25 protein-coding genes are annotated in these 23254 nt (G+C 33.1%); 10 read left to right on the plus strand and 15 right to left on the minus strand.

Going from position 1 to position 23254, the window contains the following annotated elements:
- Positions 1 to 90 precede the first annotated feature (90 nt).
- The 6 genes from KAOT1_RS11605 to radC all read right to left on the minus strand — a co-directional run bounded on the left by KAOT1_RS11605 (position 91) and on the right by radC (position 5795).
- Entirely contained in the window at positions 91 to 888 is a 798-nt protein-coding gene (locus tag KAOT1_RS11605; protein WP_007095006.1) for a hypothetical protein, read from the minus strand.
- A gap of 142 nt (positions 889 to 1030) precedes the next feature.
- On the minus strand, positions 1031 to 2434 hold the full coding sequence (locus tag KAOT1_RS11610) for a DUF5723 family protein (protein ID WP_007095007.1): 1404 nt from the start codon (positions 2432 to 2434) through the stop codon (positions 1031 to 1033).
- Between the two features lie 38 nt (positions 2435 to 2472).
- The gene (locus tag KAOT1_RS11615) at positions 2473 to 3027 is read right to left on the minus strand and encodes a hypothetical protein (protein WP_007095008.1); all 555 of its coding nucleotides are present in this window, start codon (positions 3025 to 3027) and stop codon (positions 2473 to 2475) included.
- 108 nt (positions 3028 to 3135) lie between these two features.
- Positions 3136 to 3819 carry a YjjG family noncanonical pyrimidine nucleotidase gene (locus KAOT1_RS11620; RefSeq protein WP_040560033.1) on the minus strand — a complete coding sequence of 228 codons (684 nt, stop codon included), beginning with the start codon at positions 3817 to 3819 and terminating at the stop codon, positions 3136 to 3138.
- A complete protein-coding gene (locus KAOT1_RS11625) occupies positions 3819 to 5099 on the minus strand; it encodes a polysaccharide deacetylase family protein (protein ID WP_007095010.1) in 1281 nt (426 codons plus the stop codon). Before KAOT1_RS11625 ends, KAOT1_RS11620 begins: the two co-directional genes overlap by 1 nt.
- Positions 5100 to 5795, minus strand: coding sequence for a RadC family protein (gene radC / locus KAOT1_RS11630; protein ID WP_007095011.1), 696 nt, complete (start codon positions 5793 to 5795; stop codon positions 5100 to 5102). It abuts the gene before it with no gap.
- Between the two features lie 181 nt (positions 5796 to 5976).
- Between radC and KAOT1_RS11635 the strand changes: the two genes are divergently transcribed.
- Together KAOT1_RS11635 and KAOT1_RS11640 are read left to right on the plus strand one after the other, a co-directional pair.
- The gene (locus KAOT1_RS11635; protein WP_007095012.1) at positions 5977 to 6432 is read left to right on the plus strand and encodes a DUF1569 domain-containing protein; all 456 of its coding nucleotides are present in this window, start codon (positions 5977 to 5979) and stop codon (positions 6430 to 6432) included.
- A 2-nt stretch (positions 6433 to 6434) separates the two neighbouring features.
- Entirely contained in the window at positions 6435 to 7046 is a 612-nt protein-coding gene (locus tag KAOT1_RS11640) for an FMN-binding negative transcriptional regulator (RefSeq protein WP_007095013.1), read from the plus strand.
- A gap of 89 nt (positions 7047 to 7135) precedes the next feature.
- Here KAOT1_RS11640 and KAOT1_RS11645 read toward each other — a convergent pair whose 3' ends face one another.
- Both KAOT1_RS11645 and KAOT1_RS11650 read right to left on the minus strand, forming a co-directional pair.
- The gene (locus tag KAOT1_RS11645; RefSeq protein WP_007095014.1) at positions 7136 to 7798 is read right to left on the minus strand and encodes a hypothetical protein; all 663 of its coding nucleotides are present in this window, start codon (positions 7796 to 7798) and stop codon (positions 7136 to 7138) included.
- Between the two features lie 99 nt (positions 7799 to 7897).
- Positions 7898 to 9253, minus strand: coding sequence for a UDP-N-acetylmuramate--L-alanine ligase (locus tag KAOT1_RS11650; protein WP_040560035.1), 1356 nt, complete (start codon positions 9251 to 9253; stop codon positions 7898 to 7900).
- 165 nt (positions 9254 to 9418) lie between these two features.
- Between KAOT1_RS11650 and KAOT1_RS11655 the strand changes: the two genes are divergently transcribed.
- From KAOT1_RS11655 to KAOT1_RS11675, 5 genes are all read left to right on the plus strand, one after another.
- The gene (locus KAOT1_RS11655; protein WP_007095016.1) at positions 9419 to 10636 is read left to right on the plus strand and encodes a WG repeat-containing protein; all 1218 of its coding nucleotides are present in this window, start codon (positions 9419 to 9421) and stop codon (positions 10634 to 10636) included.
- A gap of 26 nt (positions 10637 to 10662) precedes the next feature.
- On the plus strand, positions 10663 to 12480 hold the full coding sequence (locus KAOT1_RS11660; RefSeq protein ID WP_040559509.1) for a glycoside hydrolase family 2 TIM barrel-domain containing protein: 1818 nt from the start codon (positions 10663 to 10665) through the stop codon (positions 12478 to 12480).
- Positions 12481 to 12821: 341 nt separating this feature from the next.
- Positions 12822 to 13712: an RDD family protein gene (locus KAOT1_RS11665; protein ID WP_007095019.1), complete on the plus strand. Its 891-nt coding sequence runs from the start codon at positions 12822 to 12824 to the stop codon at positions 13710 to 13712.
- Between the two features lie 10 nt (positions 13713 to 13722).
- Positions 13723 to 14094 carry a zinc ribbon domain-containing protein gene (locus tag KAOT1_RS11670; protein WP_162014343.1) on the plus strand — a complete coding sequence of 124 codons (372 nt, stop codon included), beginning with the start codon at positions 13723 to 13725 and terminating at the stop codon, positions 14092 to 14094.
- A gap of 20 nt (positions 14095 to 14114) precedes the next feature.
- Positions 14115 to 14657, plus strand: a complete 543-nt coding sequence (locus KAOT1_RS11675) for a hypothetical protein (RefSeq protein WP_007095021.1) — start codon at positions 14115 to 14117, stop codon at positions 14655 to 14657.
- A 476-nt stretch (positions 14658 to 15133) separates the two neighbouring features.
- On the opposite strand, the gene KAOT1_RS11680 is transcribed toward KAOT1_RS11675, so the two are convergent.
- Positions 15134 to 15328 (minus strand): hypothetical protein, encoded by a 195-nt coding sequence (locus KAOT1_RS11680; RefSeq protein WP_007095022.1) that lies wholly within the window; start codon positions 15326 to 15328, stop codon positions 15134 to 15136.
- 401 nt (positions 15329 to 15729) lie between these two features.
- Between KAOT1_RS11680 and KAOT1_RS11685 the strand changes: the two genes are divergently transcribed.
- Entirely contained in the window at positions 15730 to 17463 is a 1734-nt protein-coding gene (locus KAOT1_RS11685; RefSeq protein WP_007095023.1) for a hypothetical protein, read from the plus strand.
- A gap of 777 nt (positions 17464 to 18240) precedes the next feature.
- Positions 18241 to 18645, plus strand: coding sequence for a hypothetical protein (locus KAOT1_RS11695; protein ID WP_007095026.1), 405 nt, complete (start codon positions 18241 to 18243; stop codon positions 18643 to 18645).
- Positions 18646 to 19006: 361 nt separating this feature from the next.
- Here KAOT1_RS11695 and KAOT1_RS23775 read toward each other — a convergent pair whose 3' ends face one another.
- The 6 genes from KAOT1_RS23775 to KAOT1_RS11725 are packed head-to-tail and all read right to left on the minus strand — an operon-like array spanning position 19007 to position 22710.
- Positions 19007 to 19552: a low temperature requirement protein A gene (locus KAOT1_RS23775; protein ID WP_083777305.1), complete on the minus strand. Its 546-nt coding sequence runs from the start codon at positions 19550 to 19552 to the stop codon at positions 19007 to 19009.
- Complete coding sequence (locus KAOT1_RS11705; protein ID WP_007093529.1) at positions 19524 to 20417, minus strand: IS982 family transposase; 894 nt, start codon at positions 20415 to 20417, stop codon at positions 19524 to 19526. The genes KAOT1_RS23775 and KAOT1_RS11705 overlap by 29 nt, the downstream gene beginning before the upstream one ends.
- Before the next feature lie 54 nt (positions 20418 to 20471).
- A complete protein-coding gene (locus KAOT1_RS11710) occupies positions 20472 to 21158 on the minus strand; it encodes a low temperature requirement protein A (RefSeq protein WP_007095028.1) in 687 nt (228 codons plus the stop codon).
- A 6-nt stretch (positions 21159 to 21164) separates the two neighbouring features.
- On the minus strand, positions 21165 to 21590 hold the full coding sequence (locus tag KAOT1_RS11715) for a hotdog fold thioesterase (RefSeq protein WP_007095029.1): 426 nt from the start codon (positions 21588 to 21590) through the stop codon (positions 21165 to 21167).
- Positions 21591 to 21599: 9 nt separating this feature from the next.
- Positions 21600 to 22118 carry a peroxiredoxin-like family protein gene (locus KAOT1_RS11720; protein ID WP_007095030.1) on the minus strand — a complete coding sequence of 173 codons (519 nt, stop codon included), beginning with the start codon at positions 22116 to 22118 and terminating at the stop codon, positions 21600 to 21602.
- 10 nt (positions 22119 to 22128) lie between these two features.
- Positions 22129 to 22710 carry an NAD(P)H-dependent oxidoreductase gene (locus KAOT1_RS11725; protein ID WP_007095031.1) on the minus strand — a complete coding sequence of 194 codons (582 nt, stop codon included), beginning with the start codon at positions 22708 to 22710 and terminating at the stop codon, positions 22129 to 22131.
- A 105-nt stretch (positions 22711 to 22815) separates the two neighbouring features.
- Between KAOT1_RS11725 and KAOT1_RS11730 the strand changes: the two genes are divergently transcribed.
- Complete coding sequence (locus KAOT1_RS11730; RefSeq protein WP_007095032.1) at positions 22816 to 23211, plus strand: winged helix-turn-helix transcriptional regulator; 396 nt, start codon at positions 22816 to 22818, stop codon at positions 23209 to 23211.
- The last annotated feature ends 43 nt before the right edge of the window (positions 23212 to 23254 follow it).

Raw genomic sequence — 23254 nt, forward strand, 5'->3', positions numbered from 1 at the left:
AGTTGCACACATCTCTACTATGTGTAGTTATTTTGAAGATTCAACAAAAGGTAGTTTAATCAAATGCTGCTTAAAAAGCATTTTTGATCATTAAAATTTAATCTGTAAAGTAGATTTTGCATTTCCATCTGCAGTAGCTTTCGACAAAATCCAATTGCCGTTTTCTTTGTAAACGGTTGCATCTTGTCCTTTGACTAAATAGACATTTGGCACACCTGTTTTTAGTAAAATCATGACTACTTTTGGCGTACTATCTACCAATTGATATCCGTTTTCAATAGGTTGTGCATACAATACTAACTTTGATGTTTCTGTTGTTACAGTCGTCGTTTTTGTTTGTACTACCTTTTTTTTGATAGGTGTTTGTTCTTTCGTTACCGTAACTTTTACATTCTCAACAGCTTTCTCTTGTGTTTGTTCAACGGTTTTGACTGCTGTCGCAGGAACTTCTTTTACTTTTGGAATATATGTGTAATTTTTTGCTTTTATTTCTTCAAAAGCGCTGCGTAATGCCTGATTATACCCTTTTTCGTATGCCTTAATTTTAGAACGTCCAAAATTGGTTTCCATCACAATTTGATTGGAACAATCACGCAATACAATTGCCATTTTTGTGGTAAAAATGGTTGATTTGTTATTGATGTCTGTGTATAATCCTAAGCATCTGTCGTCTGCCAATTCTTCTGGAAACTTTTCGTTGTCATACAACACTACAAAACCTTCTTGCTTGAACAAGTGACGTATTAATGTGTTTACACGATATTTATCATGCTTCTTTAAAAAGTCAAATTTATAAGGAACTACCACATATTTGTAGCTATTTAAGTCTTGTGAAAAACATGAAAAAGTGATTAAAAGAAAAACAACACTCGCTAAAAAACGTTTCATCTGTTTAGTATATTAAGTTAATTTTATCAGAAAGAAGTTGCCAAAAATTATACCATTTCGTTTTAAGGTAATGATTTTAAGCAATAGTGATCTTCAATTTTCTGGTATTAGGCTTCCAAATTAAGAATTTTATTGGAATCCGCTACTTTTTCTCCATCGGAAAAATATAATTAAAGCCAAGTTGTAATGAAGCGTAATTGGCTTTGGCAAGGTTTTGATATTCAAAAAGATTGTCTGCCATAATGTAAAAGTTTACATTTCCAATGTGTGACGACAGACCAATACCGACGTTTGTTTTAGAAAAACCGTCAGCTGTATAGGTTATTTTTCCACTTAAAAAGCTAAATAATCGTCTGTAATAAAAAGCTGAAACAGAAAATTGTGGTCTTCTCGATCTTCCAATAGCGAATAATTGCAAACCTACTTCATTTAAGTAATCGCTATCATCTGCGGTACAATTGCATTCTTTTAATACTTTTTTCCCGTATTTGTATGAAGCAGAACCGTTTAATTTCGGAGAACGCCAAGCCACATAATTTTTGGTAATGGTATCAAGTTGGAATAAATCTTCAAAATTATCGGTAATTTCCTGCCAATATTCGTCTGCGGTTTGCCCAGAGCCATTATTTGGAAATAGTGGATTGACACCTTCAAATGTATATTGACCTTTCAGCGTATACGTTTCTACATCTTTGGTATGATAAATAAAACCCAAATCTTGTACACTTCCAGTTACTGTCCATTGTTCTTTGGGATGATAGGTAAAGCCAAAATCGAGTCCCAAACCTAAATTTCCACCAAAAAGTACACGCTTGCGTAATTCTTTTACTGCTTTCGCATTCCAATCGTTTTGTCCATCATTATCCAAATCTACTAAAGAAGCCAAACCTGATGTTTGAAATTCCAAGTCTAAATCAAAGTTATGATTGTAAAAATTGTTGGCACCTTCTGTCGTAACAAAACTTCCTTTGTTATTGGTGGATTTAAAATTGAGCAAACTCGAATAGATTTTTCCGCGAAAACCATATGTCCATTTTTTATTCAATTTTGTAGTGATTCCGACATGAAGCACCGAAATTAATTCTGCTTTTCCGTTCAAATCACTCAAATCAAACACACGCCCAATATTGTCACGATTGCCTTTATAAGCTAAAATAGCATAATCTTTTGGGTAATAAACATGTGCGTCCAATTCTTGATACAACCCAAAGGATAGATATTTATTGGGTTCATAGGAATTTCCATACGCAAATCCGCCACTTATAATTTCTAGTTGTTGATTGATGGTGAAATAATCATTTCGATCTAAATTGTACACGGCACGGCGTAATTTTTCATTAAAATTGACACCATTATCTGCAAATAAATCGTACACAGAAACTCCAGAAGCACCAGCACTAGCGTGAATGTGTGATAATAACGGAATTCCAACATGCCATTTGTAATTCACTTCTGCACCTGGATTTAACAATAATGACTGTGGAATGTCGGTATAATTATACAGCAATTGCTTATGCTGTGAAAACACAGCACAGGAAAAGAGCAATATGAGTATACATCGTTTTTTCACCGTGTGAATGCTAATTATTCGTTGTCTATTTGAAAAAATAAGGTTGCTTTTGAGCGCATTTTTATATTTCCGATACTGTTTTCATCAAGTGGAATTCCTGACGGACTTGGAAACATGCTCAACACCAATTCCATTCGTACCGTATTTTTTAATTGTTCTAACAAATCATCTTCAAAAACTTCGGTATGTGTGGTTACGACTTCATTATTTCCATCTGGCATAATATTTACTGCGAAAGCATAGGTAATTTGATCGTTGGCATCGTACATGATAATGTCTGCCCGAAAATTTCGGTCAATCGAATTGGTTACTTCAAAAAAGAATTCGGCTTTGATTAAGTTGTCACGAAGAAATTCATCATTAAAAACATCCAATTCCAATTCGTCACCAACCACCACAATAGCAGTTCCTGTAGGTTCTGAAAACTCAGACGCTGGAAAGTCAAAAAAGATCAAACTCGATTCGACTATTGGAGAAATCGAAATGTTTTCTGCCTGTTCAAAATCGACATCTTCTACACAAGCTGCGACAAGAAATAATAGCAATAAAGGAGCAATTTTTTTTAACATCAGGGAATTTTAGAGTTCGTTTGTAAGCCAATGACAATATTTCTGAAAAGAATATGACTTTTTTTAATAACAACTGTACCCTAAAAAAACGACACTTTTTTTGTTTTATTACAGTAATTCTTCAATTTCAGACAAGTGACGAACAATTGGACACAGCGAATGTTCGTGTTTTTTTTCTAAATCTACATGAATTGCATTGATCTGCAAAGCCAATGCACCTTTAATATCTGCTTCCAAACTGTCACCAATCATCAGTGAATTTTCGGGTGCAACATTTGCCAATTGCAACGCATGATTAAATATTTTAGGGTTTGGCTTTTTTACGTGTACACTTTCAGAATCAATGATATGTTCAAAATAATCAAAAATACCAGATGCTTTTATTTTTCGTCGTTGCACATCACGAAAACCATTGGTAATAATATGAAGTTTGTATTTTCCATGTAAATTATCAAGCAATTCTATTGTATGGTCAAAAAGGTGATTGAAACTTGATAAATGTGTGATATATTCTTTTGCTAAATGATTGATTAAATCGTCTGAAGCGTCAACTTCTAAAAGCTTAAAAGTTTTTGACAAGCGCTGATAACGCAGTTCTTCTTTTGTTATTTTTTCTTCACGAAACAAACGCCAAAATTCTAAATTGATAGGCACATATACTTCCAAGAAACGATCAAAATTGACAGCAACCTTGTTTTCTGTTAGAATTTTTTTGAATGTTAAAGCGGAGTTTTTTTCAAAATCCCAAAGTGTGTGATCTAAATCAAAGAAAATATCAGTGATGTGCTGCATTATGATATGTTTTTTAACAAATTGATATACAATTTTTTCCAAGCAATATTTTGCTCAGAAAGCACAACATTGTGAAATACTGCTGCAAAAGTACCATTTACTTTTTGGACTTCTGTTGCCATTTTCATAATTTCATCAGTAAAAATTTCTGCGTCTACTTCTCCTGTAAATTGCATGCAAAACGGATGTACTTGCAAAGGTGTTTGAATTTCCATTCCGATATCATAAAAATAAAATGGACTGCACGTTCCTGCTCGAAATCCGATGGTATCGCGATATCCCATAGAATAATCTTCTGTGAATTCTAAATCGATTAAATTTCTGTAAAATTGTGGCATATTGAGCATGTTGTAATGCTGTCGCACACGCTTTACAGGTTTGTTAATGCTTGTTGTTAGCCGCTTCTTCTCCATTTTGAGTTTTTTGATATCTGCAGAAGAATCATAGGAAGCTAACAATCCGACTTTACTGTAATCAGACACATTTTTTATCAGTCGGATGAACACATTTTTATAGACTGAAATATTGTGATCGTAGGTTGAATAATCGCCAATTTGAAAAAAGTAGAAAGCCTTTGTTTTGTATTCTTTGTGTAGTTTGATAAATGCTTCAAAGTTGTCGTATGGATCTTCTTTCATGCCTATCAATACTGCTAAACGGTCTATGAAACGAGAAAATCGTAAGCGTACAATATCAGTTGCAAATCCACCAAGTGTTCTAATCATCCCACGTTTTTTATACGCAAAAGCTACGGGAATATTGACAATGGGCTTGTAAGTAAATGTGCGTTTTTCTGCAACGATGTTTGGAAATTTCTCTTGAAAGATTTTTAAAAACTTTTGACACCAAATATCAACTACAGGAATCGTCAGAAAGTTATTTTTAAACGCTAAACTTTCTTGTGCAGTATAACGTCCGTGTTCGTCTTTTACATACGGTAAATATTCTTCGTAACGACTTAACATATAGAAACTTGCTGCAAAAATATCATACGGAACGGTACTTTTTTCGCTTGCGGGAAAGAAGCAAGGTATTTCATCCCATTGTTGAATAGTAAGCTCTACTTCGCCAATTCCTTGTTCAAAAAGTAAATCTTGACAACGCACAAAAAATTCATCTCCAAGCGGTTGTTTTACGTATGACATTTTTACTTCATTGTGTGCAATAAAGGTTTCGATTTTTGTTGTAAAATCAACAGGAATCCCCAATATTCTTGTCATGAGGTGTTTGAATGTATACCGTAGTCTTGGCGTAATTTTTTGTGTGTATACTAACAGCATTTAGAGTAAGTTTTCATCAGCGAAACTAAAATACTCTTTTTCTGTGATAATTAAATGATCTAATACTTTTATATCGATATTTTCTGCACCTAACTTTAATTTCTTGGTAATTGCTTTGTCGGCTGCACTTGCTTTTAAAGTTCCCGACGGATGATTGTGTGCTAAAATAATCGCAACGGCACCAACTTCTAAAGCCGTTTTTAAGACCAATCGAATATCAACCAATGTTCCTGTAATGCCACCTTTACTCAGTCGTGTTTTTTTCAACACTTTGTTGGAATTGTTGAGGTAAATGATCCAGAATTCTTCATGTGGCAATTCGCCAATAATGGGATGCATGATTTCAAAAACCATCCGACTTGAGGTAATTTTTTTGAGTTCTTTTTTGGTTTCTATTTGTCTGCGTTTGCCCAATTCTAACGCAGCGATAATGGTAATTGCTTTGACCAATCCGATGCCGTTGAATTTTTTGAGTTGATCGGATGAGAGCTTTCCGAGTTCGTTCAAATTTCCACCAACCGAAGCCAAAATACGCTTGGAAAGTGATACCGCGCTTTCGTTTTTGTTTCCCAGTCTAATTAAAATAGCGAGCAATTCGGCATTGCTCAACGCTGTTTTTCCTTTGTCTGCCAATTTTTCTCGTGGTCGGTCGTCCTTAGACCAATATTTTATAGATTGTAGATTGTTATCTTCCATTTTTACTTTCTATTTTTATAAAACTACCCGTTTTTTTGAGTAGAATCGTAAAATGAGTTAATAAGCGTTGTAAAAAATGTGTAAGCGTTATTTTTTGAGAATTATTTTTAGAAGTAATTCGATTGCAGTACCTTTAATTCATACTTAATTTTTGTATTTACACCAACAAAAAACACCTAAAATGAAATCGTTATTTGATCCAAATGTTCATTCTGAAATTCAATCACGAATAGAAAGCCTAACTCCAGATACAACAGCTTCTTGGGGAAAAATGTCTGTAGGACAAATGTGTACACATTGCCAAAAACCGTTAGAACTGTCTATGGGAAAAATTGGTTTGAGCGGAAAGAAACCTGGTTTTATGAAACGCATGGTTTTTAAATTGTACAAACCTTTGATGTATAATGACAAGCCTTGGAGTAAAAACTTACCAACAGTACGCGATTTTGTAGTTGCTGATGAAAAAGATGTTGCTGCAGAAAAAGCAAAATTATCCGCATTGGTTACTGAGTTTCATCAACAGAAAGACACGACGCAATGGCCAGCACATCCGATGTTTGGAAAATTTACACATGAACAATGGGGAAAAATGCAGTATAAACATTTAGACCATCATTTAACACAGTTTGGCGTGTAATTATGAACTATCCACCAAAACATCATCAGGAAACTGATTTTAAAAATATTGTCGATACGATTCAACAATATCCGCTAGCAACTTTGATTTCGGCGAAAGACAGCAAAATTTTTACCACACACGTTCCTTTGATGTATGATGCTTCCGACGGAGAGTTTGGTTCGTTGATTGGTCATATAGATAAATATAATCCGCATATAGCATTGCTTCAAGAGAACATTCCCGCGCAAGCGATATTTCACGGACCTGATTGCTATATTTCTCCAAATGTGTATAGCACCACACAATTGCCAACATGGAATTATGTAAAAGTGCATATTTCGGCGAAAGCCACACGAATTTCTGATAATGACGCTATTGTTCGTTCTATTGCAAAGATGACTTCTTTTTTAGAGACTTCGGCAAATCCATACGTGTTGGATCAACAAAATCCGAGAGTTCAAACTTTAGTCGATTATATTGTTGGTTTTAAGCTAGAAATTACGGCTTGGGAAGGAAAATTTAAGCTATCACAAGATAAATTACCAAAAGATCGAAATCTTGCCAAAGAAGCTTTGATACAAAAAAGCCGCAATGATATTACGGCTTTTCTTGACGGTATTTTAAAAAAATAACACTCCATGTAAATACAAAACGCCTTGTGTTTTATGGCACAAACACATGCATTTTACCCTAGTATTTATATGTACTAAACTAAAAATTGTTATTGAATGTCATACGAAACTAAGCGACGTTCCATTCTGTGTAATGCTTCGCTAGCAAAAGAAATTGTAGAAAAAACTTCTCCAATTCCTTCTTGATAATAGATATTGTTTTCTCCTACAGAACGTTCATTGTTCCCTAAGCTTCGAAGGTAAAAGTCCATATGAAAACAATCATACGTTCCCGATGGAGTATCAACCATTTCACTTTCTTCGGAAAGTTGCATAAAGTAACGGAAATTTTGATCTTCTCGTTGCAAGAATTCTTGTGTATCACCTTCAACGGCAAATTTTACTTTTCCAAATTGATTGACAAGATATCCTAACGAATCACGGTAATATTGAAAGTGTTCTCCATCGCTATAACACATTGGATAGTTTTGATCGTTTCCAGAAGTCCGAATTCGGAATTTATAAAATGTGTTTCCTCCTATTTCTTCCGTTCCCACAATTTTTACAGAATCAATGACAGTAGTTGCTGCCATAGAATTGGTTCCATTAAATAAGTCTGCCATAGGGTTTTCCCTATTCAAATAGTCATAAACCCAAGAGTTCCCTACTTTTAAAGCATAAAAACTTTCTTCTGGTTCAGGAGTTGTGTCGTCATCATTGGAACAGGAAATAATTGATAGCGCAAGAAACGCTAGTAAAAAGTAATTTTTCATAATTAATCGATTTATTAAATTGGTAAAAAAAGTAATTATGAAGTATACGTGTTGGTTTTAGTTGGTTCGGTCTGTTTTGTAAACGCAGCTTTTTTTATTTTAGTATATGTGTTGTTTAAATGCGGAAAAATCCAATCCACCATAATTCCCAGAACTCATTAATAATAAGGCAGTTTCTGCTAAGTTTTGACTGAATAAAAATTCTTTAAATTTTGAAGGATCTGTGTAAATAATCAAATCATCACGCTCAAAAGCATCAGCAATTTGTGCTTCTGTAACTGCATCAAGTTGTTTAATTTTTACAGCATGTGGCGAATAGAAAACGACTGCTTTGTCTGCCGCATCCAATGCACCTTTGTATTCTTTTAAAAATTCGGCATTCAAACTGCTATACGTGTGCAATTCTAAACAGGCAAAAACCGTTCTGTCTTGGTATTGTTCTTTTACGGCATTGGTTGTTGCTTTTACTTTACTTGGCGAATGTGCAAAATCTTTAAACACTACCGTGGAATTTTTCTCGGCAATTTTTTCCAAACGTTTGCTAGCTCCTTTAAAAGTAGAAATGGCTTCGTAAAAATCTTCTTCATCCACGCCAATGTGTTGACAAATCCATTTTGCTCCTGCAAGATTGTTCAAGTTATGCTTACCGAATACTTCTATTGGCATATAACCATCAGGCGTAAGCAATAACGTTTGCCCATTTTCAATAATATATTCAGGTGTTTTGTAGCTTAATTTACGAATCGGATTTTCGGAAGCTTCAACGACTCTTACGACTTCTGCATCTTCTTCGTTATAATTAATGCTTCCGCCTTTGGTGATCGAATCTACAAAGATTTGAAACTGTTCTACATAGTTTTCATAGGTTGGAAACACGTTGATATGATCCCACGCAATGCCACTAAGCAAGGCAATGTTTGGTTTGTACAGATGAAATTTTGGTCTGCGATCTATCGGAGAAGATAAATATTCGTCACCTTCAAGAATGATAAAATCATTTTCTTCCGTAAGATGCACCATGGTATCAAAACCTTCCAATTGCGCGCCAACCATATAATCTACAGCGATATCGTGGTAATTTAACACATGTAAAATCATCGATGTAATTGTGGTTTTTCCGTGACTTCCTCCAATTACGACACGCGTTTTGTATTTTGATTGTTCGTATAAAAATTCTGGATACGAATAGATAGTTATGCCCAATTCTTGTGCTTTCAACAACTCTGGATTATCAGGTTTTGCGTGCATTCCGAGAATAATGGCATCTAAATCGTCAGTGATTTTTTCAGGAAACCAACCAAATGTTTCTGGCAGTAAGCCTTTCGCTTCCAAACGTCCTTTTGAAGGTTCAAAAATCACGTCGTCACTTCCTGTAATTTGATATCCTTTGGCGTGCAAAGCGAGTGCTAAATTGTGCATTGCGCTTCCGCCAATTGCTATAAAATGTATTCGCATGTTTTGTAGAATTCTAAAGTGTAAAGATAAAAGTAGTTTTGGACTTTTGGGAATTTTATTTTTGAAGTTTCTCTTTTGAAGCATTTCCAAAAACCCTTAAATGTAGTATATTTCTATCTGAAACTATAGAATCCTAACACATCGCATACGCACAAATTAACAACCATGAAAAAATACCTCTACATTATACTAATTATTAGCATTACTGCTTGTGCTACAAAACAAATTGCTTCCAAAGCTATCGTTCCAAAAGTAAAAAGAAGCTACAGTGAAATTATGGTTCACGGAATTGATAGATGTATATCATACGGCGCAAGAACAAAGGGAACTTTCGGTTTTGTGAACGATAAAGGAGAACGTTTGTTTGACACCACTTTTAATAATTGCACCAACTTTTTTGGTAACTATGCAAATGTATATAAAGATGGCGCTTTTGGCTATGTAAATAGACAAGGAAAAACGAGGTTTTTCCCAGAATATGACAAAGTTTATTGGTATACAGACAGCATTGGTTATGCTGCAAAAAACGGAAAAGCTGCTTTGATTAATAGACAAGGAAAGCTAAAAACAGCCATGATTTACGATGATTTAAAGTTTTCTGATGAGGGCTATTTTACCGTAAAGCAAAACGGAAAATGGTTTGTGATAGATAATAATGGAACTAAAATTTTTAATGATACGCTAAATATCAAAGCTACGTTTGTCTACGATGGAAACATCATTTATCAAGATACGATCAATGGAGAAATAAAGCAAGGACTCATCAGTACAAAAGGAGAAATTATTGTAAAAGCAAAATATGATCTTGTAGGCGGTTATTTTTCTAATGGAATAATGCATGTTCAAAATAACAATAAAACTGGTTATGTAAATCGTAAAGGAGAAATTGTAATTCCTATTGAATATGGTAAAAACAGCTTTGATTTTGATGGTGAGCTAATTCCTGTAAGGAAAAACAAAAAATGGGGATTTATAAACTTAAAAAATGAGGTCGTGATCGATTTTCTATATGATAAAACAGGTGGTTTTTCAGAAGGCTTGGCAATGGTCACACAAAAAGGAAAAACAGGATACATCGATAGATCTGGAGAAATTGTAATTCCTATTAAATTAAAATCGACATGGAGAGGCAATTTTCATGAAGGTCTTGCGGTTTTTAAGGCTGAAAATGGCAAATATGGTTTTATTGACACTTCTGGAAAGGTAAAAATAGCACCAATTTATGATTCTGCAATTCCATTTAGAAACGGACTTTCACACATACAATTGAACAAAAAAGGTGGCGTTATCAACACTAAAGGAGAACTCGTTGTTCCCGCTGATTATTATGATGTATGGCAATTTCAACAAGGAATCGCACGGTATTTTATAAAAGAAAATTAAGAACAAATTTAGTAGCTTCTCAAAATATGAAAATAATAATTCGTTTTATTTTTCCCCTACTTCTCCTCTGCTTTTGTTGTTTTCTCGCAAACGCACAAGTTACCCTAGAAAAAAAAGATACTACATGGAGTTTTATGGTTAACGGAAAACCTTTTACAGTAAAAGGTGTGACGTTTGGACATGATAATGATACTGCAAATTACGACCTGTATTTTAAAGACTTGAAAGCACTTGGTGTAAATACGATTCGGACTTGGGCAACGGGAGAACATACCGAAAAACTTTTAAATACGGCAGAAAAACACAACATCAAAGTCATGGTTGGTATTTGGATGCGACACGGACGTCCTGGCATGGAAGACGATGACAGCTTTGATTATCTAGAAGATACGGAAGGTATGGAAACCATGTACAATCATTCCATAAAAGTGGTAGAGAAATATAAAAATCATCCTGCGGTATTGGCGTGGGGAATTGGAAACGAAGTGTACCTCAACATAGCAACCGACGCCGAGAAAGAAGCTTATTCTAAATTTCTAGAACGTTTGTGTAGTAATATTAAAAAGATCGATCAAAATCACCCAATTAGTTCTACAGAAGCTTGGACTTTTGGACTCGATTGGTGGGAGAAATATGTGCCTTCCATTGATGTTTATGGATTGAATTGTTATGGTGCTGGTGCCGATTTCCTTTCGGAAGAATTATCAAAAAGAAACATTGATAAACCTTACGTGATTACCGAATTTAATGTAACGGGCGAATGGGATATTAAAGCTGAAATCAACGGTGTAAAAGTAGAACCATCAGACGAAGAAAAATACAGTGCCATTGTTAATGGTTATCAAAATTGGATCCAGAATAAAACTAACTGTTTAGGCGTTTACATATTTCATTATAGCAATGGCAACGAATATGCTTCACCTTGGTTATTTACGCATCACAAAGGTTCGTATCGTCCAACATATTGGGGAATTCGAAAAGCTTACACAGGGAAAGAACCAACAAACGCTATTCCGAGTATCAAGACATTTTCAATAGCAAACGAAACATTTAAAAGTGGCACTTGGATTCCTGTAAATTTAGACGTTATTGATGCAGAAAACGATGATTTAGAAGTTAGCTTTCATTACAATCAACATACAGGAAGTCGCAAACGAAGAAAACAAATTAACGAGCTTACCTATAGAGGTTCGCTTGTAGATGGCTTTGAAATTCAAGTTCCTAAAGTACATGGTTCACTAAAAATATATGTAAATGTAAAAGATACATTCAATAATATTGGCATTGCTTCTACAGGAATTTCAGTAACCGATTCCGAAATGAAAAATAAGAAATACCTTGTCCCAAAAGCCACACTTCCATTCTACGTATATAAAGATGGAGACGAATTGCCTTATTTACCAACAGGTTATATGGGCAATTACAAAGCTTTATCAGTAGATGTCAAAAACACAGAAGAAGTGTATGCTGGCGAGCATGCTATTAAAATAGCTTATAAAGAACGAAGTGGTTGGTACGGAATTGCTTTTGTTGATCCTAAAAATGATTGGGGAAACACCTTAGGAGGTTATGAGATTGAAGGTGCCAAAAAGTTTTCATTTTGGGCAAAAGCAGATAGCAATAGTGTTTATGCAACCATTGGTTTCGGATTGATTGACAAAGACAAACCATTTCCAGATACCGCAAAAAAATCGAAAGAAATAAAACTTACCGATCGATGGAAAAAATACACCATCAAAGTCAAACGATTAGATTTAAGTTGTATTCGTTCAGGTTTTGTGCTTTTTTCTTCAAGTAGCGGTTTTTATCAATCTATTTATATTGATGAGGTTGTTTTTGAATGATTTTATACAATGAAGTGATTTAAACTTTTTTGATTTGCTAAAAAATTACTGTTTTCAGCCCTGTTTTCGTCTTTTTTTCGTTCCGTAGCGCCGCTATGAAACTCAAAAAAGCCTTCAACAGTACTTAAAACTTCTAATTTTCGCTTAAACCCGAAAAGTTTAAATCACTTCAATAAATTATACTCAAAATCAAACAATAACATCGTTTTCTATACTGCATTACGGGAATTCACATTGCATATCTATAATCTTTGTTTTACTTTTAGACAAAATAAAAGCAAGCTGAGAATCATTATTTTACACTTCTCCTATTTTTAAGACAACTAACAAAACGACTTTACATGAATACCAAAACCTGTCCTAAATGCAATAATATCAATACGGTAGGAGCGAAATTTTGCAAAAACTGCGGATATAACTTTGCACTAGAAACTGAAAAAAAAATTACGTGTCCAACATGTAGTAAAGTATTTCCTGAAGGTTCAAAATTTTGCGATATTGACGGGACTCCACTATCAGCTCCTTCAAAAACAATTCGAAAATGTGTAGTTTGTGCTACAGAATATTCAAGTGATGTAAAGTTTTGCCCAAAAGATGGTGGTTCTATCACAACTATTTCGTCAACAACATCAAGTTCACAAACACCGCCACACGGATATAGTCAGCAACAAAATCAATCGCAAGGACGAAACCAATATCAACAACGATCACAACAAAATTTACCACCACCAAACTACGGGAATAGCAGGAATAATCCTTACAACAATGACCAATATATGAAAGCTTCAGCAGGAAATCGTTTTGGAGCTTACCTTTTAGATTTGTTGATAACTATAGGATTAGCCATTCCTTCTATCATATTTTTGGTCGCTGGTTTTTCAGAAATGGATAGCTATCGTGGTAGTGAAGCAGCCGCTGGAGTTTACTTTATATTAGCCGCTTTATTATATTTAATTCCTCTAGTATATGGTTTTATTAAAGACGGAATTGGCGATGGACAAAGTTGGGGAAAGAAAGCTGTCGGACTCATGGTTATACATTTACCAACCAACAAACCTTGCGACTACGGGCAATCGTTTACACGTAATATTGTAATGACCTTACTTGGCTTCATTCCGTATGTAGGTTGGCTTATAGAACCCATCATGGTTTTGGCTGCCGAAGATGGAAGACGATTAGGTGATAAAGCTGCCAATACACAAGTAATAGAAGTAAGAGATTATAAAAACTAAAATGACACCTATGCATTGTCCAAACTGTAATACAGAAGTAAAAGGCATTCAGCAATTTTGCATCAACTGCGGAACCAACTTATTTCCAAGCAAGCAAACAACTACGAGTAAATCTTCCGACACCTTCATCATGATCTTTTTAGGATATTTACTTTTTAATGAAATTATCAGTTTTGCGATACGAAAATTTGTTCCTAATTGGTACGAAGCACCAGCACAATACGGATTTATCTTGCTAAGTATCATAGGTGGAGCTACTATATTTTTACTAGCTGCTGCCATAAAAGACAAACAAAAGAAAACCTTTGCCTTTGTTATCGCAGGAGTACATATGTTGTATATTCTATATATGAATATTGATTGGTTGATGACTGGTTTTTGATATTTTTTACCTTTTTAAACATGAAAATCGGAAAACGATTCAATACACTTAGTAAAAGTGACTATTTCCATTATATAGATAATTACAAAAAGTATACAGATTTCAATACTTTAGGAATGTACCGTTCTATCCGTGAGAATGAAAAACTTTCGTTAGATGATAAAATTGAAGTACGCGAATATGCAAATACTATTTTTCAGAAAACCTTCAACTTTTATCAATTAAAAGATCCTTTTACCTATTTTGAATTAACAACATTAGGAATGGAATTAACGGTTGCTGATGAAGCTCAAATTTGGGATGATATCCGAGCGGGACAACAAAAAATTCTTTCTGATAAGAAGTTAAAACATCGAAACTTTGGCGACTATTCCAAACACAATTGCGGCTATAAAGACTGTCCGTACAACAGAATTATGATTAAACAAGGTTCTCGATTGGCTGAAAATCACGTATGGTTTGCATCTGATAAGAATGATGTTGCAGCAAAAGAAAAATCAGATCGCATCAAAAAACAGCGTCGAGAAAAACATAAAATCATTCGAGACGAATTTGAGTATTAAGTCCATTTTTCTTAAAAAAGCAAGAAGTTTTCGTGTTGCACAGTTGCGAGAACGATTTAAATAACATCAGTTCGATATAAATCATTCAATTTACATTTATAGTAATTTTAGAAATAATTCTGCTATATAATTCATTTTTAAGGTTTTATTTTCGTTTTCTTTGCTTACCCAAAGAATACTGAATCAAGTTCAGCACAGGCATCAACAAAAGAAAGGGAACTTTTAGTTCGTATGATTTCTATTTCCAATTATGGAACTCATGAATCTTTGATTTCCAGAGGTATTTTTAGTTTTTCTTTTAGGGAAAAACTAAAACCGCATGAGTTTTTCTAAATTTTAGTTCACCATGTTCTATTTTCTGTTATGGAGTTCATGAGTTAACATTTCTCCAAGGTTTCGAAAATTTTTAACGAAAAACTCCTGCTATACTGCGGAAAAGAAAAGTTTCAAACTAAAATTCTTACGTCGAACTCACGTTAAACACGTTTGAAAGCGTCTCGCAGGTCTGCAGGAACGTTTCCAACGCGTTGGAAAGCTTGTTGCAGGTCTGCGAGAACGTTTCGGGTTTTCCCGAAAGCTTGTTGCATTGCTGCGAGAACGTTTCGGGACTTCCCGAAAGCTTGTTGCACCGCTGCGAGAACGTTTCGGGACTTCCCGAAAGCTTGTTGCATTGCTGCGAGAAGGTTTCGGGGTCATTTTTATTGAGAATTCTTCAATAAAACTATAAAAATTGATGTTTTTATTGCGGAATTCGCAAAATGATATTTTTCGTGTTTTTAATGGAATGTTTATGTTTTGCATACATTCAGTAACTTCAAAGTACCGTAATTTTGTCATTCCTGCGTTCATGCTGAGCTTGCCGAAATAAAGGTAGGAATCTATACTTTTTAGAAACTCATGTGTTATTTTACTTTATTTACGGAAAACCACATTGTGTATGTGTGGGTTTTGTTTTACATTTATGGGAAATAACAGGAAGTTGTTGAGAAATGAGTTCCTGTTATTACTTAATATTGGTATGATATACCGAATTCGGTATATACATACGTTGTACACCATTTGACGAAAACCATTGAACTACAATCCAACAGACATATTTACAACTGCTGATTTAAAGAAAATCATTACCAAAAATGAAATTCATTCTGATATAATAATTAGAGGAGAAAACATTAAAAAACTTGAGAAAGTTGAAAAAGTAAATGGGTTTCTTGGAATAAGTGATTCAACTATTGAAAGTTTTGGGACTCTAAAAGAAGTCAAAGGAAATCTCTTTATTAGCACAAATATTGTATTCTCAAATATCAAATCATTAGACAACTTGGAATTTGTTGGTGGAGATTTAATTTTAAGATACTCGAATGTTGAAGATTTAGGTGCTTTAAAAAAAGTTGGCGGTAAATTAAGCTTGAGAGATACTAATATCAGGAATTTAGGTTCATTAGAATTTGTTGGTGGCGACCTGTTTTTGCCAAAAAGAATAGAAAAAGAAATTGACCTTGCTAATCTGATTGTAAAAGGTAAAATTAAATTTTGGAACGATAGTAAAACAAGAAAGAAAATTTTGCCAAAAAGTGAAATGGGATATTTCGATTATGATAACCCAGTTCCTCATTGGAAACATAAATACGTTTATTCATTTAGAGAAATTGGAGAAGCAAATTCGGAACAATTAGCATTTTATAGAGTATATAAAAAACATTTTCTAAACGATAAATACATTGACATAAAAGGCAACGATAATTATTCCTTCATTCTATTTTATGACTTATTAGAAAATCATAATTCAGACACAAAAGAATTGCAAAGTCATCTAAAAAAACTTGCAAAATATTATCCTAAAACAAAAATATATGGAGAATCTGCGATAATAGAAAAATTAGAAAAGTTGGGAAATTATGAAAAAGCATGGGATTTAGTTTCACAAAAAGATTATATCAATGTACAAAAAATCATTGAATATGAAAATAAACTAAACCGAGAATTATTAAATGGCGACCTAATTGCAAAACTTGGTGGATTTAGTCATTTAACCGAGTTTGGACAGAAAAACATAAACGAAATAAAACCTTTTGCCAACCAACAACTTGAAAAATATAAACTTGAAAAAGGAACTGAATTCTTCAATCTATTTGTTAAAGATGGTAAACCAATAACAACCACAAAAACAGTTGAAATTACCAACAAAAAATCATTATTTGGACTTTTTAAAAAGCCAAACATACAAATCATATCTGAATACGATTCGGCATATTACGAAGATTTTTTCTTATCAAAAGCAGAATATGAACATTACAAAGCAATAGATGATTATCAAGCTGAATCAGGTTATAAAAGTTTATTTCCTCACGTAGTTGAGAAATCAATCTTTAATCAATGCAGATTAATTTTAAAACAAGCTGAAGATTTATATAGAGAAACTATTGGAATGCCAAAAGTTGGAGAAGGTTGGATAAGTGAAACAGAGTTATTTTATAAAATATCGGACTATTTTAAAAATGATGAAGTTATACATCACGCATCACCAAAGTGGCTTGGACGCCAACATTTGGATATTTATTTACCAAAGTTAAACATCGGAATTGAATATCAAGGTGCTCAACATTATGAACCAATCGAATTTTTTGGTGGACAAGAAGCATTTGAAAAAACTGTAGAAAGAGATAAAAGAAAAAAACAACTTTGCGAAAAACATAAATGTCATTTAATTTATGTTGACAAAGGATACGAGATAACTGAAATAATAACAGAAATTGAAAAAATAAAAACGGTGTACAACACCGGTAACCGTTGCACAAGCCCATAATTCTACAAAAAACAAGGCATTCTTAGTACTTTTAAGAGTGCCTTTCTTTTGAGTTTCCTATTGACACTTAAAATTAGTACCGCTTAAAATCCAGCTATGGTTACCAAATAATGCCTGTATTTTGAAAATGAGCAAGCCAAGTGATTTTTGAAAAAACAAAAGACATCACTTTCAAATATCAATAATAATATTTCCACCCACTTAATAAAAAAACATCATGTATCTAAAACAAATCTTATTCTTTCTAGTACTTGTAGTAATTGGCAACCAAAGTAAAGCTCAAACTCTATATTTTAATGCTGAAAAAAAATAGTGTGCGTGTAATTGTGAAGGATCTACTGATCCTAAAGTTATAGAACATGAGGTTAATGGATTACTACCTTGTTGGTGGGAAAACAAACCAGAAGGAACTTTTGAAATTGTAATAGACGAAGTTGCCAAAACCATCATAAAAAAATTGGGAGAGACAAAAGAAGTATTTCACATCATAAAATATGAAGTTGACGATAATAACAAAAGGAGTATCACTTTTCATGTAACTAACCAAGAAGGAGAAAAGACTCGAATTTACTTGGATCTAGAAAGTAACTTTATTACTTTTTACCACACCAAAGATGGCAAATACAAAAAGAGTTATAGACATAAATTTAAAATAAACTACGTAAAAATTCGTAAAGAAAATGAAAAGAAAAATTAATGTTAGATTTGGCTTTCATTCAGATTGTGATAATCTCCTTTCTTGTTTAACTAATTAAAGTAAATGAATAATACTATTTTATGTCTAGAGAGTTTGATTCCTTTATAATAGTGCCCGAATTTGCAGAAAAGCCCTTAAAGGCATACGATGAATATATTGGGGCCAATGTAGAAGACAATCCAGAGATGGCACTAATTAGGTTTAAGGGCATCATAGCGTCTTTTATTCATGATGCCACAGAAAAAGAAGAAAAAACAATAGAATATTTTGAGAAACCTAATACGGGTTTAAGATCTAATTTTCAAAAGGCTTTAAAATCAATTCATAAAGATTTGGTTATAAACTCAAATGTTTTTTTAGATACTATTAGTATTCTACCAGAAGAAAATGAAAATTACCATTTAGCAAAAATCACTTTTGTTACAAATAATAAAGACATATTAATTTACTCATATGGATCTAAAGTTACTACAGTTAACAAATAACGTTTGCCAACAATGGTAACCATTGCACAACCTTATAATTTCAAAAAAATAGGGCATTCTTAGCACTTTTAAGAGTGCCTTTCTTTTGAGTTTTCCTATTGACACTTAAAATTAGTACCGCTTAAAATCCAGCTATGGTTGACAAATAGTGACTTTATTTTGAAAATTATTGAATAATTTTTCTTGATAGACTTTCTTGCCTTGCATATAGTAAGATACGTAATTATTCAATATCTTAGACTTGTGCAACAGGCACAATGGCTATAAGTAATTGCTGTTTCTCGCCTACTTCTGAAAATCCTCGCAACTACTCATAGCCAATACTGTTGTACGCAAGCTGAAAGACTATTTCAAATCATTATTAATCCAAAAACCTCGACACGTCCTTTGTCAATGTAAACTTAAAATTCCCTATTGTGTAGTATAACATTCCAATTGTTATTCCTATAAGTGCGTATTCAATTTTTGGAAGAAACGTTGAACCCACTGTTATAAAAACACAAATAAGTGTATTGATAACTATTGGTTTTCTGAAAGGTGGTAAAAATTTAAAGTATATGGTTTGTTTTCCTACATAAAAGAAACACATTCCTACTATTGCCAGTATCCTAAAATCGTTTTGGCTTAAATCATTCAAAATAGCATGTCTGATGACATTCGCTAATATTACAAATCCCATAGCAAGAAAGAAGTGAGAATAAATGAGCGTAAAACCATGCTTCATTGCTTTTAATCTTTCCATTACATGAAAGCTATCATAATAAATCCACCAGATTAATCCTATCATTATAAATCCAGTTACGGCAGCAATGATACTCAGTGCATCCCAATTAATATTTCTTAAGGCTGTTGTTAAACTAATAACCTGAGTTCGATTATTAAAACAAGTAAATTTGATTACTATTATTTGACTGAAATCTAATTTGTGGTTTTTTAGGTAAAAAGCTGTAAGCTATCAATCCTGCAATTAGATTGCTAAGAAAGTTTTCAAAACTTCTATGTCTTGAATGCTCTACTTGACAAATATTTTTAAGTTCATCGTTGACCGTTTCTATTACGGATCTTTTTCTAAGCAGTATTTTATCTGATATTGTCAACAGCGCGTTTTTCATATTATTTTTAATATTGGTGATCAGTTGTACGCCATCAATGAATAGTAATTTGGCTAGTTCTTTGCCTATATATCCTTTGTCAGCAAATAGTTTTCCAAATATTTTGTCTAAAAATCGTTCTTGTTTTAGTGGTGTTCTATCATCTTCACTGGCTTGTGTAATTGTAAAGGTTAGGATTTCGCCTTTATCATTTATGACGATGTGAAGTTTAAATCCATAAAACCATCCCATAGTAGACTTTCCAGTGTTGGCTATTCCTTTAAATACCTTATTGCGTTTGATACGCTTGTTTTTACAGACTCTAATAGGTGTGGAATCCACAAAAGAAATCCCAGTACAATCACCAAGACAACAAGTCTTCAAAAATAAAGTCATAGCCATTAAATTACTTTGCATTTGTTCGACAAATCTGTTGTAAGATATAGTTTTAGGGAATTCTTCCTGCATGTGCTTCTGAATATAAAATATATAGAAGTGCTTAAAAGTTCTAAAACCACTTAAATGAAAAAGTATTGTAATGGTAATAATTTCACTTTTTGACATTATTGGAGGTCGTTTGGGAGCATTACCAAGTAGCGATTTATCAACTATTTGATCATATTCTTTGCAGAATTCATCAACAATACAAAATATTTCCGTAATTTTAGAAAAAGAAACCATAGATAGATTTTTAGATTAATAAATTGAATTTCAACACTTTAATTTACTAAAAATCTATCTTTTTTTGGTAGTAAAACTATCCTGAATATTAATCGAACTCAGGTTAATAATAGATTCACCCAACAGTATAATGGAAAGAAGACCAATTCTTTCAACTAAATGCTCTTTATGAACTGGACGTACGGCCTTGTTTTTGCTTACAATAACAAAAGCTATCATTTCAAAGACGATTCCTAAAACTAAAGTAATTTCTCTGTAAGGATCAGGAAAGAGAAATGAGGTACCAGTAATAATTGTCCCAATAATTATTATTAAACCACTTTTATTAGCATACTCTTTTGACTCATTAAGTGCTTTAGTAGAATTAATATACAAGCCCGCAATAATTATTTGAATAACTGCATAAAAGCCAATAAACATCCCATAGTTTTCAAATAAACTACTACCTAAAAAGGCAGTCATTGTTATCATTAAAAACATGATAGCCAAACTTGAAATTCTATGGTATCTACTGTCTGTATCAAAACGATTAGCGAATAAGGTATGTAGTGTCCAAATCCACCAAATAGATAGGAATTGTAGAGGAAACATCCAAATTTGATTAGGATCTATATGATTGTGATGCGTATGTGCAAGTTGATGCGTAACAATACCTATACTGGACACAAAAACCAAATCAAAAAAAAGCTCCAACCATGTGGCATGCCTATTTTGAACTAAATATTTGAATGTTTTCTTCAATAGAAATTATTTTTTTGAACGTATAAAATTATACACTCCTTTTCCTTCAGCTACTAATACATCCTCTTGAAATGCTTTCATTTTGGTCACCATAATTCGGTTTCCCATTCTGACCAACTTTCCTTCAAAGATTAAATCTTTTCCATCTGCAAATCTTAAATAATCTACTCGCAAATCTATTGTTGACAGCTTGTCTTCTGCTGAATTAAAATTGGCTATACCAATTGCACCACCAACAGAATCCAAAATCGTAGCAATAATTCCTCCATGCCAATGATTGGTACGGATATCACCAACTAAATCCTTTCGAAAAGGCACTCGTACTCTTATGAAATCCTTTTCAACGGTATCAACTTTTAAACCAAAATGTTTATGAATTGGGATTTCCTCTTCTGCAAGACGAATCAGTCTTTCTTTTGTTGTTGCATCCATAATGTAAAGTTATAACATTTCTCCACGAGCTGGATAATGTGCTGTAATAATGTAATCTACCGCTTTTACAAAAGAAGGAAGATATGGTCTTCCCCAAGGGTTACTGTTTATAGCTGAATAATAAACTTGATCATTATTGTCAATTAAAAATAATCCTGGTTCACTAAACTTACTTGGTTCTCCATCTTTAACACCTGCACTTAAATATAAGGCCCAATCTCTTGCTGCGGTTTCAGGTAACTCATATCCCAAACTAATATTTGGTAGTTCCCACTTTTGTCGAGAAAGTCTTGCTCTTTTTTCTGTATCCATACTTACCGCTACTACATTAACGCCTCTTTGCTCAAATTCAGGTAGCAATTCTTGTAATTGTTGTAAATACTTTTTGCATAGTGGACAATGTAACCCTCGATAAAAAACAACCAAAGTAAAATTGTCTGGATTTTGGTCTGCTAAATTCCATTGATTTCCATCTAATAATGGAAATTGCAAATCTGGTGCTATATGTTTTGGTGTTGGTCTATTCATAATAAATACTTTAAAAGTTTGCTTTTAAATGATTTTCAAAACGATTAAAATCATTCTCTATTTCTGGGTTTTTCATTACATCATATGCCATAAATGTTGGTAATGGTTCAAAACCAAACCATTTAAAATTTAGATGCATTGGTTTTAAAAGCTCATCTTCGCTTATTCCATTAAAAAATGTTTCCTCTGGATTATTAAAAGCTTCTTTTGGTGCATTAGCCGTTACTGACATCATATACTTTCCGTTTAACTTTCCACCTAATCCATAGTTCTTTTTTGGAGCTTCTTTACTTCTGCCATCACCATCAGACATTTCGCCCATCATACCCATCGAAAATACTTCATCAATGTATTTTTTAAATGACCAGCTTACACCCATCCAATTTAAAGGTGTTTGAAAAAAGACCACATCTGCCCATTTAAATTTTTCAATTTCTTCATTGACATCATAATTATCTTCCATTGTAGTCTTCTTGATATTGTAACCATTGCTCTTAAAGTAGCTTTCCGCTTTTTCAGTTAAAGTTGCGTTTAATTTTCCTTCAGAAAATGGATATTTCTGATGACCGTTGATTATAAAAATATTTTTCATTTTAAAATTTTAATTATATTTGTTTCACAAAGAAACTGATATTAGTTTAAAAACGAAACTATTTAGTTTTCAATTGAACAAATAGTGGTAACCCAAAAGTAACTAATGGCAAGAAAATATATAGACAATCCAAATGCATGTTCCCTTGTTCATACAATGAACATAATTGGCAATAAATGGAAACCAATTATTTTATATTTATTGTCAAATGGTTCTATGCGATTTGGGATGCTGAATACTCTAATACCTACAATATCAAAAAAGGTGCTGACTAATCAGCTTAAAGAATTAGAAAACGATGGATTGCTTTTAAGACAGTCTTTTGCTGAAATTCCACCAAGAGTTGAATATTCATTAACCGAAAAAGCAGTTGGACTTTTACCCGTTTTAAAGATGTTAAGTGATTGGGCAAATGATGCTTATCCCGAAATGAAATTTGAACAATGTAGAATAATAGAAAATGGAAAAAAGCTAGCGTACAACAACGTATATAAAAATTAGCGGTTTAAGTGCTTAATTGAAAATGAATTTTATAAATTTCTGG

Origin of the sequence: Kordia algicida OT-1, assembly GCF_000154725.1 — a bacterium.
Taxonomy (GTDB): Bacteria; Bacteroidota; Bacteroidia; order Flavobacteriales; family Flavobacteriaceae; genus Kordia; species Kordia algicida.

What these genes read in the sequence shown, in the direction of transcription:
- KAOT1_RS11730 (WP_007095032.1), top strand. Translation starts at nt 22,816, where the DNA reads ATGGCAAGAAAATATATAGACAATCCAAATGCATGTTCCCTTGTTCAT.
- radC (WP_007095011.1), bottom strand. Translation starts at nt 5,795, where the DNA reads ATGGAAGATAACAATCTACAATCTATAAAATATTGGTCTAAGGACGAC.
- KAOT1_RS11655 (WP_007095016.1), top strand. Translation starts at nt 9,419, where the DNA reads ATGAAAAAATACCTCTACATTATACTAATTATTAGCATTACTGCTTGT.
- KAOT1_RS11665 (WP_007095019.1), top strand. Translation starts at nt 12,822, where the DNA reads ATGAATACCAAAACCTGTCCTAAATGCAATAATATCAATACGGTAGGA.
- KAOT1_RS11615 (WP_007095008.1), bottom strand. Translation starts at nt 3,027, where the DNA reads ATGTTAAAAAAAATTGCTCCTTTATTGCTATTATTTCTTGTCGCAGCT.
- KAOT1_RS11695 (WP_007095026.1), top strand. Translation starts at nt 18,241, where the DNA reads ATGTCTAGAGAGTTTGATTCCTTTATAATAGTGCCCGAATTTGCAGAA.
- KAOT1_RS11675 (WP_007095021.1), top strand. Translation starts at nt 14,115, where the DNA reads ATGAAAATCGGAAAACGATTCAATACACTTAGTAAAAGTGACTATTTC.
- KAOT1_RS11670 (WP_162014343.1), top strand. Translation starts at nt 13,723, where the DNA reads ATGCATTGTCCAAACTGTAATACAGAAGTAAAAGGCATTCAGCAATTT.
- KAOT1_RS11715 (WP_007095029.1), bottom strand. Translation starts at nt 21,590, where the DNA reads ATGGATGCAACAACAAAAGAAAGACTGATTCGTCTTGCAGAAGAGGAA.
- KAOT1_RS11660 (WP_040559509.1), top strand. Translation starts at nt 10,663, where the DNA reads ATGAAAATAATAATTCGTTTTATTTTTCCCCTACTTCTCCTCTGCTTT.
- KAOT1_RS11650 (WP_040560035.1), bottom strand. Translation starts at nt 9,253, where the DNA reads ATGCGAATACATTTTATAGCAATTGGCGGAAGCGCAATGCACAATTTA.
- KAOT1_RS11645 (WP_007095014.1), bottom strand. Translation starts at nt 7,798, where the DNA reads ATGAAAAATTACTTTTTACTAGCGTTTCTTGCGCTATCAATTATTTCC.
- KAOT1_RS11625 (WP_007095010.1), bottom strand. Translation starts at nt 5,099, where the DNA reads ATGCTGTTAGTATACACACAAAAAATTACGCCAAGACTACGGTATACA.
- KAOT1_RS11605 (WP_007095006.1), bottom strand. Translation starts at nt 888, where the DNA reads ATGAAACGTTTTTTAGCGAGTGTTGTTTTTCTTTTAATCACTTTTTCA.
- KAOT1_RS11705 (WP_007093529.1), bottom strand. Translation starts at nt 20,417, where the DNA reads ATGGTTTCTTTTTCTAAAATTACGGAAATATTTTGTATTGTTGATGAA.
- KAOT1_RS11620 (WP_040560033.1), bottom strand. Translation starts at nt 3,819, where the DNA reads ATGCAGCACATCACTGATATTTTCTTTGATTTAGATCACACACTTTGG.
- KAOT1_RS11720 (WP_007095030.1), bottom strand. Translation starts at nt 22,118, where the DNA reads ATGAATAGACCAACACCAAAACATATAGCACCAGATTTGCAATTTCCA.
- KAOT1_RS11635 (WP_007095012.1), top strand. Translation starts at nt 5,977, where the DNA reads ATGAAATCGTTATTTGATCCAAATGTTCATTCTGAAATTCAATCACGA.
- KAOT1_RS11725 (WP_007095031.1), bottom strand. Translation starts at nt 22,710, where the DNA reads ATGAAAAATATTTTTATAATCAACGGTCATCAGAAATATCCATTTTCT.
- KAOT1_RS11680 (WP_007095022.1), bottom strand. Translation starts at nt 15,328, where the DNA reads ATGCAACAAGCTTTCGGGAAGTCCCGAAACGTTCTCGCAGCGGTGCAA.
- KAOT1_RS11640 (WP_007095013.1), top strand. Translation starts at nt 6,435, where the DNA reads ATGAACTATCCACCAAAACATCATCAGGAAACTGATTTTAAAAATATT.